We start from the raw sequence: 11,972 nt of genomic DNA on the forward strand, positions 1-11,972 counted from the left end.
TGACAACGTCGTGGCATTGGTAGGTCACTCGTGGAGGGAGGAACGGTGCGCGAGGGCATCCTCTCGACGGTCGGGAACACGCCGCTGGTACAGCTGGTCCGGTTGTTTCCGGAGTTCCCCTCCCGGTTGTTCGTCAAGCTCGAACGCTTCAATCCCGGCGGCAGCATCAAGGACCGCACCGCGCTGAGCATGCTGCGCGCCAAGGTCAAATCCGGGGAGCTGGTGTCCGGCCGATCAGTGGTCGTCGAGTCCAGCTCGGGCAATCTGGCCATCGGCCTCGCTCAGGTCTGTGCGTACTACGCGATCCGGTTCATCTGCGTGGTCGACCCGAAGACCACCCGGCAGAACCTCGCGATCCTGACCGCGTACCACGCGGAGATCGAGATGGTCGAGCACCCCGACCCGGTCACCGGCGAGTACCTGCCGGCCCGGCAGCGACGCGTCCAAGAGTTGTGCGACCAGGTCCCGCACGCCTACCGCCCGGACCAGTACGCCAACCCGCTCAATGCCGCAGCTCAGCGGCAGACGATGGCCGAGATCGTGACCGCGCTCGACGGGCAGATCGACTACCTGTTCTGTTCCACCGGCACCTGCGGGACGCTGGTCGGCTGCGTCGGCTACCTCCGCGACCACGGGCTGTCCACGCGGGTGGTGGCGGTGGACGCGGTGGGCAGCGCCATCTTCGGCGACGAGCCAGCGACCCGGCTGATCCCCGGGCACGGCGCCTCGGTCGTGCCGCCGCTGGCCGCCGACGCCACCCCGGACGAGATCATGCACGTCTCAGACCTCGACTGCGTGGTCGGTTGCCGGTTGCTGCTGCACCGGGAGGCCATCCTCGCCGGCGGCTCCTCCGGCGCCACCGTGGCCGCACTGCGCCGACGGATGGCGGACATCCCGGCGGGCTCCACCGCCGTGCTGATCCTGCCCGACAACGGCGACCGCTACCTCGACACGATCTATTCCGATCAATGGGTTTCCGGGCACTTCGGAGAGATCACCCACCTGTGGAAGGACGCTACGTGCTGATCATCGGTCGGGCAGTGGTGCGCGACATCCTCGACGGCGACGACGCCCGGGTGGTGGATCTGGTTCGGCACGCGTACCTGCTGCACGAGCAGGGCCGCACGAGCCTGCCGCACTCGGTCTTCCTGCGCTTCCCGCAGCAACCCCGCGACCGCATCATCGGCCTGCCCGCCTACCTCGGCACCGACCCACCGGTGAGCGGCATCAAATGGATCTCCTCCTTCCCGGGCAACCTCGACGCGGGGCTGGAGCGGGCCAGCGCGGCGATCCTGCTGAACTCGATGCGTACCGGTCACCCGGTGGCCCTGGTCGAGGGTTCGGTCATCTCGGCCCGGCGTACCGCGGCGAGCGCGGCGCTCGCGGCCGGCCTGCTCACCGCGCACCGCAGCCCGGACGGTCTGGCCCTGATCGGCTGTGGGTTGATCAACCAGCAGGTGCTGCGGTTCGTGGCGGGAACCATCGCCCCTCCGCTGGCGCTGACGCTGTTCGACACCGACCCCCGCCGGGCCGAGGCCTTCGCCGAGGTCGCCCGGACGCTGCTGCCAGGGACGCCGACGACACTGGCCGGGACCGCCGAAGAGGCGATGGCCGCGCACCGGCTGGTCTCGATCGCCACCACCGCCACTGAGCCCCACCTCGACCTGGCCGCCTGCCGACCCGGCGCGGTGCTGCTGCACCTGTCCCTGCGCGACCTGCTCCCCGAGGGGCTGCGGACCGCGCGCAACGTGGTCGACGACCCCGATCACGCCTGCCGTGAGGGCACCTCGGCGCAGTTGGCCGAGCAGCTCACCGGCGGCCGGGACTTCATCCACGCCACCGTCGGCGCGCTGGCCGGCGGCCAGGCGTGGCTGCCCGCCGACGACGTACCGGTGGTGGTTTCCCCGTTCGGGCTCGGCGTGCTGGATCTCGTGCTCGCCGAGCACGTCCGCGCCACCGCCGAACGGCGGCGCCTGGGCGTACGCGTCGACGACTTCCTACCCGTGGGGGACGCCACCGTGGCGTCCACCGGATCCCTGAAGGAGTGGCAATGACGGACAACCGCAGCTACCGAGTGGTGCTCAACGACGAGGAGCAGTACTCGGTGTGGTGGACCGACCGGGATCTACCCGCCGGCTGGCGTGCCGAGGGCACCGAGGGCAGCCGTGACGAGTGCCTGGCCCGCATCGACGAGATCTGGACCGACATGCGGCCGCTGAGCCTGCGCCTGCGCATGGAGTCCCAGGCCACGGCCTGACCACCTGATCCGATCCCACGCCCGCGCCCGGTCCCCCGGAGGAGCACCATGAGCATCGTTCCGCCAGCGGCGCCCGAGGCCGCAGCCGCCACCCATGGGGCGGGCACCCTGTCCGAGCTGATCGCCTGGCAGGCCGCGCTGACCCCCACCGCGATCGCGGTGAGCGGTGACGCCGGGCAGCTGGACTATGCCGGGCTGGACCGGCGGGCCAACCAGCTCGGGCGGTACCTGGCCAAGCTGGGCGTCGGTCCGGAGTCGCTCGTCGCGGTCAACCTGGACCGCGGCGTCGACCTCGTGGTCGCGTTGCTGGGCGTGTGGCGTGCCGGTGCCGGGTACCTGCCGCTGGACCCGGCCCACCCCGCCGAGCGGCGGCGGTGGCTTCTCGCCGACAGCGGGGCCGGAGTGCTGCTCACCCGCGACGCGTTGCGCGACGAGGCGACGCCCGGCCAGGTTGTCTGCCTGGACGCCGACCGGGCGCGGATCGCGGCCTGCACGGACACCGCCGCCGCGGTGCCGTCACCCGACCCGGACTCGGTGGCGTACGCCATCTACACCTCCGGGTCCACCGGTCGGCCCAAGGGCGTGCTGATCACCCACCGCGGAATCGGCAACCGGGTGACCTGGACGATCCGGGAGCACGGCCTGGGTCCCGGCGACCGGGTGTTGCAGAAGACGTCGGTCAGTTTCGACGCGGCGGGCTGGGAGTTCTTCGCCCCGCTGGCCAGTGGCGGCACCGTGGTGCTCGCGCCGGACGGGGCGCACCGGGATCCCGCTGCCCTGGTCGCCGCGGTCGTCCGGCACCGGATCACCGTCCTCCAGGGAGTGCCGTCGGTGTTCGCTCGGCTGGTCGACCAGCCCGGCTGGGCGGACTGCACCAGCCTGCGCCTGGTCTTCTCGGCGGGGGAGCCGTTGCACGCCGACCTGTGCCGGCGGCTGGCGGTCACGCCCGACGTGCGGGTGTGGAACACCTACGGCCCCACCGAGTGCGCCATCGACGTGACCGCCCACCCGGTGGACCCGGCGCAGCCGGCCGGGCCGGTGCCGATCGGACGGCCGCTGCCGAACGTCCGCGTCCAGGTGCTCGACGCCGACCGCCGACCGGTGCCGGTGGGTGTGGTCGGCGAGCTCTACGTCGGTGGCGACAACCTGGGCCGGGGCTATCTGCACCGGCCGGACCTGACCGCCGAACGGTTCGTGCCCGACGAGTACGGGCCGCCCGGCGAGCGCCTCTACCGCACCGGCGACCAGGTCCGGTGGCGCGCTGACCAGAGCCTGGAGTTCGTCGGTCGAGCCGACCACCAACTCAAGGTCAACGGCGTACGGATCGAACCGGCCGAGGTGGAGGCGGTGCTCGCCGCCCACCCGGACGTCCAGGCGGCGGCGGTGGTGGGCCACACCGACCCGGCCGGTCGCCGACAGCTCGCCGCGTACGTCGCCGGTCGGCGATCACTCGACCCGGCGACCCTGCGCGCGTTCTGCGTCGGCCGGTTGCCCGAGGCGCTGGTGCCGGCCGTGTTCCAGCCGGTGGCGGAGTTCCCGCTCACCGCCAGCGGCAAGATCGACCGGTCCGCGCTGCCGGCCATCGACCCCATCGACCGCCCGGCGCTCCGATCGCCGCGGACCGCCGCCGAACAGACTGTCGTGGCCATCTGGCGGGATCTGCTCGACGTCGACCAGGTCGGCGTCGACGACGACTTCTACCAACTCGGCGGCTCCTCACTGCTGACGCTGACGCTGGAGAGCCGGCTCAGCGGGGCCGGCGGCACGGTGACGCTGCGCGACCTGCTCACCCACACCACCGTGGCCGCGCAGGCCCGGCTGGTGGAGGCGGCCACCCCGGCGGACTCGCCGGTGCCGCCGGTGGGACGCGACCGGCCCCTGCCGCTCTCCGCCGCCCAGCACCGGCTCTGGATGCTCGACCAGCTCGACCCGCGCAGCAAGGAGTGGGTCGTCCCCGTGCACGTACGGCTGCCCGCCGCCATCGACCCGGACCACGTCCGAGCGGCCCTGCACGCGCTCGAGGCACGGCACGAGCCGTTGCGCACCCGCTACCTGGTCGTCGACGGCGTGGCCCGGCAGCAGGTCGTGCCGCCGGGAGAGGTCGACCTGGAGGTACGCGACGTCAGGCACGGCGGGTTGGCCGAACTGATCACCGCGCAGCTCGACCGGGGCTTCGACCTGCACACCGGCCCGCTGTGGCGGGCCGGGCTGGCCGTCGCCGCCGGCCGTGATCACCTGCTGGTGCTGGCCGTGCACCACATCGCGTCCGACGCCGGCACCGCCGACGTCCTCGAGCGGGACCTGCGGGAGCTGTGCGACGCCGCCGCGCGGGGCCGGCCGGCCGAACTGGCGGAACTGCGGGTGCAGTACGCCGACTACGCCGTCTGGCAGCAGCGGCACCTCACCGACGACGTCGTCGGACGGGAGCTGGTGTACTGGCGGGAGACGCTGGCCGGGATGCCCCAGCTGGAGCTGCCACTGGACCGGCCGCGCCCGGCGCGGCGGGACGCGCAGGGCAGGATGCTCGGCTTCACCGTCGCGGCGGAGGTCGCCGGTGCCCTGACCGAGCTGGGTCGGCGCTGCGCGGCCAGCCCGTTCATGACCCTGCTCACCGGCTTCGCCACGCTTCTCGCCCGCTACACCGGGCAGTGGGACGTGCCGATCGGCACCCCCACCTCCGGGCACCGGCCCACCGAGCTGGACCAGGCGGCCGGGATCTTCCTCAACCCGGTGGTGCTGCGCTGCACCCTGGACCCGGCGGCCGGCTTCACCCAGGCCGTCCGGGAGGTCCGCGACCGGACCGTCGCCGCCCTGGCCCACCAGGACCTGCCCTTCGACCGCGTGGTGTACGACCTGGTCGGCGAGCGGGACCTCTCCCGCACCCCCCTCTACCAGGTGGCGCTGAACTACCAGGAGGGCGGGATCACCGGCCGGGTGGCCGACGACCCGATCACGATCGACGCGCTGCGGCAGGCGTCCACAGTGGCCAAGACCGACCTGACCGTGCACCTCTGGCCGCAACCGGACGGCTCCCTCGCCGGAGCCGTCGAGTACGCCACCGCGCTGTTCGACGACGCGACCGTACGACGACTGGCCGACCACTTCGTCCGGCTGCTGCGTGCCGCCGCCGAGAAGCCGGACGCCCGCCTGGACCAGCTCGACCCGTTCTCCGCCGAGGAGCGGCAGCGCCTGCTGCACGAGTGGAACGGGCCGACGGTGCCCCGGCCGGCCACCACAGTGGTCGACCTGTTCGAGGCGCGCCGCGCGGCGACACCGCAGGCCGTGGCGTTGCGCCACGGCGACGCGCGCACCAGCTACGCCGAGTTGGACGACCGGGCCAACCAGTTCGCCAACCATCTGCGCCGCTCCGACGCTGGGTCGGGCGCGACAATCGCCGTACTGCTGGCGCGGGGACCGGACCTGGTCGCCGCGATTCTCGGGTGCTGGAAGGCGGGTGCGGCATGCCTGCCGCTGGATCCGTCGTACCCGGCCGAGCGAATCGGCTACCTGCTCGACACCGCCGGCGTCAGCCTCGCCGTCACCGACTCGCGATACGCCGACCGGTTCGGGGTGCCCACCCTCCAGGTGGACACCCACCGGCTGATGATCAGCGCCGAACCGCCCACCGCGCCGGCCCGCGATCTCGACCCGGCGCAGACGGCGTACGTGCTGTTCACCTCCGGATCGACCGGTCGCCCCAAGGGGGTGCTGCTCTCCCACGCCGCGGTGACGAACTTCCTGGCCTGCGCCACCGAGACCGAGGCGCTCGGCGACCGGGGCGGCCGCCCGGCCGGCGGCGGGGCCCCGCTCTTCTCCACCATCGCCTTCGACCTGTCGATCTCCAACCTCTGGGGGCCGCTGGTGGCCGGCCAGCCGGTGACCCTGCTTCCGCAGGAGTTCGACCTCACCCAACTCGGCGCACTGCTGCTGACCGCCGGCCCGTACGACCGTTTCATCATGACGCCCCCGCACCTGGAGCTGCTGGCCGCGCAGGTCGACGCCGCGCAGGCGCAGCGGCTGGCCGGTCAGCTCTGGGTGGCCGGTGGGGTGCTGCGCGGGTCGGTGGCGAACCAGTGGCGCGACCTGCTCGGCCCGGGCGGTTTGATCAACTCCTATGGCCCGACCGAGACCACCGTGATCATGTCGGCGTACCCGGTGGTGACACCACAGACCACCGAGGTCGTGCCGATCGGCCGGCCCATGGCGAACACCGTGGTGCGGATCCTGGACGACGCGATGCGCCTGCTGCCCGTCGGCGCAATCGGGGAGCTGTACATCGGTGGCGCGTGCCTGGCCACCGGCTACGTCGGGCAGCCGGGGCTGACCGCCGGGCGCTTCGTGCCCGACCCCTTCGGCCCGCCGGGCGCCCGCCTGTACCGCAGCGGCGACCTGGGCCACTGGCGGCCCGACGGCACGATGGCCTTCGTCGGTCGGGCGGACGACCAGGTCAAGGTCCGCGGCTACCGCATCGAACCCGGCGAGATCACCGCCGTCGTCGCCCAACACCCTCGGGTACGCGACTGCGTGGTCCTCGCCCACCAGGACCGCCTGGTCGCCTTCTACTGCGGCGAGGCCACCGACCTGGCCGCGTACTGCGCCCGGCAGTTGCCCGACTTCATGGTGCCGAGTCTCTTCGTGCCGGTGGAGCGGATCCCGCTCAACGCCAACGGCAAGGTGGACCGGGACGCCCTCCGCAACCGGCTCGACGCGGCGCTCGCCGACGGCACCGCCGACCCCACCGAATTCGTCGCACCGCAGACCGTGGTCGAGAAGCGGGTCGCCGCGAACTGGGCGGAGCTGCTCGACGCGCGGATCGGCGCGACCACCGACTTCTTCCTCCTGGGCGGCCACTCGGTGCTCGCCGCCCGGCTGATCGCCGGATTGCAGGAGGAGTTCGACCTTGACCTGCCGATCCGGCTGGTGTTCGAGCACCCCACGGTGCGCGCCCAGGCGATCGCCATCGAAGACCTGATCCGAGCGGAGGTCGAGGCGCTGGACGCCACCGACCTCACCCACGACCTTTCGCGATCCGAGGAGTACCCGGCATGACCAGCATCGCCAACGAGCCGAACCTGCGTGAAGAACTCGTCCAGCGTCGACTGGCCGGCCGTCGTACCGGCCGCCGGGATCGGATTCCCACCGTCGACCGGTCCGGGGAGCTGCCGCTGTCGTACGGCCAGCAGCAGATGTGGTTCCTCAACCGGATGGATCCCACCAGCGCCGAGTTCCTGGTCTCCTTTGCGCTGCGGCTGCGCGGGCAGTTGGACGCCGACGCGTTGAGCCGGGCCCTCGACGCCCTGGTCGCCCGACACGAGATCCTCCGCACCCGCTACGCCCTCGCCGGCACCGCTCCGGTCCAGGTGATCGACCCGCCGACGCGCCGCGACCTGCCGGTGGTGGACCTCGCCGACCGGCCGCGCACCGAGCGGGCGGCGGCGCTCGACGCGGTGCTCGCCGACGTCTCGCTGACCGGGTTCGACCTGGCCGAGGAGTGGCCGGTGCGAGCGGTGCTGGTCCGACTGGACACCGATGAGCACGTCCTCGCCCTGGTGCTGCACCACATCGCCTGCGACGCGCCGTCGGTCGCGGTGCTCACCGGCGAGCTGGCCGAGTTGTACGCCGCCCTCCGGGTCGGCGTCGAGCCCTGGCTGCCGGCGCCCACCGTGCAGTACGCCGACTTCGCCGCCTGGCAGCGCGGCCGGCTGCGCGCCGAGCCGGTGGCCCGGTCGCTCGACTACTGGCGCGACCAACTCGCCGGGCTGACGCCGGTGGAGCTACCGGCCGACCGGACCCGGCCGAGGAACCGGGACTGGCGCGGTTCGTCGGTGCCGTTCACGCTGACCGCCGAGCTGTCCGCCGCGCTGCGCACCGTCGCCCGCGACGCCGGCACCACCGTCTTCGTCACCCTGCTCAGCGCCTACCAGGTGCTGCTGTCGCGCTACACCGGCCGGACGGACCTCGCCGTGGGCACGGTGTCGTCCGCGCGCAGTCGCGCGGAGCTGCACAACCTGGTCGGGTACGGCATCGACAACCTGGTCCTGCGGGCCCGGTGGAGCGGCGACCCCTCGTTCGCCGCCCTGCTGGAGCAGACCCGGGACACCGTGCTGGGCGCGTTCGACCACGCCGACGCCCCGTTCGCCCTGCTGACCGACGAGCTGGAACCGGAGCGGGATCTCTCCCGCACCCCGCTCTACCAGGTCGCCTTCACCCTCCAGTCCGAGCCGCCCGCCATCGACTGGCCCGGCGACCTGCGCGTGGAGCCGGTCGAGCTGCCCCTGCGATCGTCCAAGGTCGATCTGACCCTGCACGTGATGGAGGGCGCCGACGGCGGTCTGCGCGGCCGCATCGAGTACGCCACCGCCCTGTTCGACCCAGCCACCGTCGAGCGTGCCGCCGACCACCTGGTGCGGCTCCTGGAGCAGGTGACCGCCGACCCGACGGCCCGACTGTCCGACCTGGCCATCCTCGGTGCCGCCGAGCTGGCCGTGGTGACCCGGGGGCCGGTCACCGCGGAGCCGGTCACCGGCACCGTGCACGGCGTCTTCGAGGCGATGGCGGCCACCCACCCCCACGCTCCTGCGGTGACGGCGGGCGACACCACCCGTGGCTACGCCGAGCTGAACGCCGACGCCAACCGGCTCGCCCACTGGCTGCGCGGCCACGGTGCCGGTCCGGAGCGGCTGGTCGCTGTGCAGCTCGACCACGGCCCCGAACTGGTACCGGCCCTGCTCGGCGTGCTCAAGTCCGGCGCGGCGTACCTGCCCCTCGACCCGGCCTCGCCGGACGAACGCCTCGACTTCATGATCAACGACGCCGGGGCGGAGATCGTGCTGACCACCACCGCTCACCGCGACCGGTTCGCCGACTTCGGTGGGACCGTGGTGCTGCTGGACGACCCGGACCTCGTCGCCGAGCTGGCCGCCCAGCCGACCGTCGACCCGGCCGTGCCCATGGACGTCGACAACCTCTGCTACGTCATCTACACCTCGGGCTCCACCGGCCGCCCCAAGGGTGTCGCGGTGGCCCACCGGCAGGTGCTGCGCCTGCTGACCGTCACCGCCGCCGACTACCGGTTCGGCCCGGACGACGTGTGGACGCTGCTGCACTCGTACGCCTTCGACTTCTCGGTCTGGGAGATGTGGGGCTGCCTGCTGCACGGCGGTCGACTGCTCGTGGTGCCCCGCGAGCTGGCCCGATCTCCGCAGGAGCTGCTCGACGAGCTGATCGCACAGCGTGTCTCGGTGCTCTGCCAGACGCCCACGGCGTTCCGCGCGCTGGTCCGACTGGCGGCCGAGGGCGACGACCGGGTGAACCAACTCGCCCTGCGGGTGGTGACCTTCGGTGGCGAGAAGCTGGACTTCGCCGAGCTGGCACCCTGGGTGGCCAGTCGTGGCGTGGACGCACCCCACCTGATCAACATGTACGGGATCACCGAGACCACGGTGCACACCACGTACCACCGGATCGTCGCCGACGAGGTGGGTGGCGCAGCCAGCCGGATCGGCGTACCCCTGTCGGATCTCACCGTCCACCTGCTCGACGTCGACGGCCGGCCGGTGCCGATCGGCGTACCCGGTGAGATCCACGTGGGTGGCCCGGGCGTCGCCCGTGGCTACCTCGGTCGCGCCGCGCTCACCGCGCAGCGGTTCGTGCCGGACCCGTGGGGGCCGGCCGGTTCGCGGCTCTACCGCAGCGGCGACCTCGCCCGACGGCACGCCAACGGAGGCCTGGAGTTCGTCGGGCGCATCGACCACCAGGTGAAGATCCGTGGATACCGGGTGGAGCTGGGCGAGATCGAGGCGGCCCTGACTGCCCTGCCCGGCGTCCGGGACGCGGTGGTGGTGCTGCGCGAGGACAACCCGGGCGACCAGCGGCTGACGGCCTACCTGGTGGCCGACGACACCTCGACGCTGCTGCGCCCGTCGCAGCTGCGCGCGGCGCTGGGTCGCACGCTGCCGGACTACATGGTCCCGGCGGCGTTCATGCCGCTGCCCCGGATTCCACTGACCGTCAACGGCAAGCTCGACCAGGCCGCGCTGCCCGCCCCGGGTCGTTCGGTGGCCGCCGTCGACCGCCCGTACATGGCCCCACGCACCACTGTGGAGCGGCAACTCGCCGACATCTGGACCGCCACCCTCGGGCTGGACCGGGTCGGCGTGCAGGACGGCTTCTTCGACCTCGGTGGCGACTCCATCCGCGCGGTGGCACTTGCCGGCGCATTGCGTGCCGCGCACTTCGACGTCGAGGTCCGGGACATCTTCGAGCGGCGTACCGTCGCCGACCTGGCCGAGTTGCTCACCGCGCGACCGGCCGCCGAGCCGGAGCCGACGGTCGCCCCGTTCGAGCTGGTCGGCGAGGCGGACCGGGCCGTGCTGCCCCTCGGCGTGGTGGACGCCTACCCGTGCACCCAGGGGCAGCTCGGCATGCTGGTCGAGCTGCTGTCCGACACCGAGCAGAACCCCTACCACAACGTGACCAGCTACCGGGTTCGCGGCGCGGGAGAGTTCTCCCTGGACGCGCTGCGCGCCGCTGCGGCGCTGCTGGTGCGACGCCACGAGGTGCTGCGTACCTCCTTCGACCTGACCAGCTATTCGGTGCCCATGCAGCTGGTGCACGCCACCGCCGAGCTGAGCGTCACGCACGAGCACAGCCCTGTCACCGAGCGGGCTGAGCTGGACCGGGAGCTGCGCGAGCACATCGCCGTCGAGCGGACCCGTCTGTTCGACCTCGATCGCCCGTCGCTGCTGCGGCTGCACGCCAGGACCTGCGCCGACGGCAGTTGGTGGCTCACCATCACCGAGTGCCACCCGATCCTGGACGGATGGAGCTATCACTCGCTGATCATGGAGCTGGTCCGCGCCTACCAACAGATCCGCGCCGGAGAGCCGCTGTCGTCGCGGCCGATCCCGTCGGTGCGGTTCGCCGACGCCGTCGCTGCCGAACGACGGTCGGTGGCCGGCGACGTCGACCGGACGTTCTGGCGTGGCGCCCTGGCCTGTCGCGCCCGTCACGACCTGCCCACCGGCTGGGGTGACCCCGACGCGCCGCAGGGTGCCAAGCACGAGCACTGGGTGCCGGTGCAGGACCTCGAATCCGCGCTGCGCGACCTGGCCCGACGCCTCGGCGTGCCGTTCAAGTCGATCATGCTGGCCGCGCACCTCAAGGTGATGAGCCAGCTCACCGGCGCGGAGCGGTTCTACACCGGGCTGGTCTGCAACATCCGCCCCGAGGCAGCCGGCGCCGACCAGGTGTACGGCATGCACCTCAACACCGTGCCGGTCGGCTACGACGGGCCGGCTGCCACCTGGTCGGAGCTGATCCAGCGGACCTTCGACGCCGAGGTGGAGCTGTGGCCGCACCGGCGCTACCCGCTGTCCACCCTGCAACGGGAGGTCGGCGAGGACGCCCGCATGCTCGACGTGCGGTTCAGCTTCCACGACTTCCACCAGATCGACGCCGACGACATCGACTACGCCGAGTCCATCGACGACAGCCCCACCGAGTTCCCGCTCGGCGTGTTCAGCCGGCTCGGATTCCTCACCCTCCAGGCCAGCCAGCGGCACGTCGGCCACGATGCCTTGCGCCGTCTGGGCGCGATGTACCGGGTGGTGCTGGAGGCGATGGTGGCGGACCCGGGTGGGGACGCGCGGGTGGTGTGTCTGCCGGCCGGTGAGGTGTCGGTGGGAAGCGCAGCCCAGCGACGCGTAGCGCCGAC

5 protein-coding genes are annotated in these 11,972 nt (G+C 72.5%); all 5 read left to right on the forward strand.

Annotated elements, in window-relative coordinates; all coding sequences use genetic code 11:
- The first annotated feature begins 57 nt into the window (after positions 1-57).
- The gene (gene sbnA, locus ABZ749_RS01830) at positions 58-1,026 is read left to right on the forward strand and encodes a 2,3-diaminopropionate biosynthesis protein SbnA (RefSeq protein WP_357221819.1); all 969 of its coding nucleotides are present in this window, start codon (positions 58-60) and stop codon (positions 1,024-1,026) included.
- Positions 1,020-2,054, forward strand: a complete 1,035-nt coding sequence (sbnB, locus tag ABZ749_RS01835) for a 2,3-diaminopropionate biosynthesis protein SbnB (protein WP_357221811.1) — start codon at positions 1,020-1,022, stop codon at positions 2,052-2,054. The genes sbnA and sbnB overlap by 7 nt, the downstream gene beginning before the upstream one ends.
- Positions 2,051-2,257, forward strand: coding sequence for an MbtH family NRPS accessory protein (locus ABZ749_RS01840; protein ID WP_357221813.1), 207 nt, complete (start codon positions 2,051-2,053; stop codon positions 2,255-2,257). The genes sbnB and ABZ749_RS01840 overlap by 4 nt, the downstream gene beginning before the upstream one ends.
- 48 nt (positions 2,258-2,305) lie before the next feature.
- Positions 2,306-7,306 carry an amino acid adenylation domain-containing protein gene (locus ABZ749_RS01845; RefSeq protein WP_357221815.1) on the forward strand — a complete coding sequence of 1,667 codons (5,001 nt, stop codon included), beginning with the start codon at positions 2,306-2,308 and terminating at the stop codon, positions 7,304-7,306.
- The coding region (locus ABZ749_RS01850; protein ID WP_357221817.1) for an amino acid adenylation domain-containing protein at positions 7,303-11,972 on the forward strand (4,670 nt) is incomplete at its 3' end. The genes ABZ749_RS01845 and ABZ749_RS01850, both read left to right, overlap by 4 nt.

The sequence above is a fragment of the Micromonospora sp. NPDC047753 genome (assembly GCF_040642735.1).
Lineage (GTDB): Bacteria > Actinomycetota > Actinomycetes > Mycobacteriales > Micromonosporaceae > Micromonospora.

Excerpts from the sequence above, each read along its gene's own strand:
- ABZ749_RS01840 (WP_357221813.1), top strand. The coding sequence starts at position 2,051 with ATGACGGACAACCGCAGCTACCGAGTGGTGCTCAACGACGAGGAGCAG.
- ABZ749_RS01845 (WP_357221815.1), top strand. The coding sequence starts at position 2,306 with ATGAGCATCGTTCCGCCAGCGGCGCCCGAGGCCGCAGCCGCCACCCAT.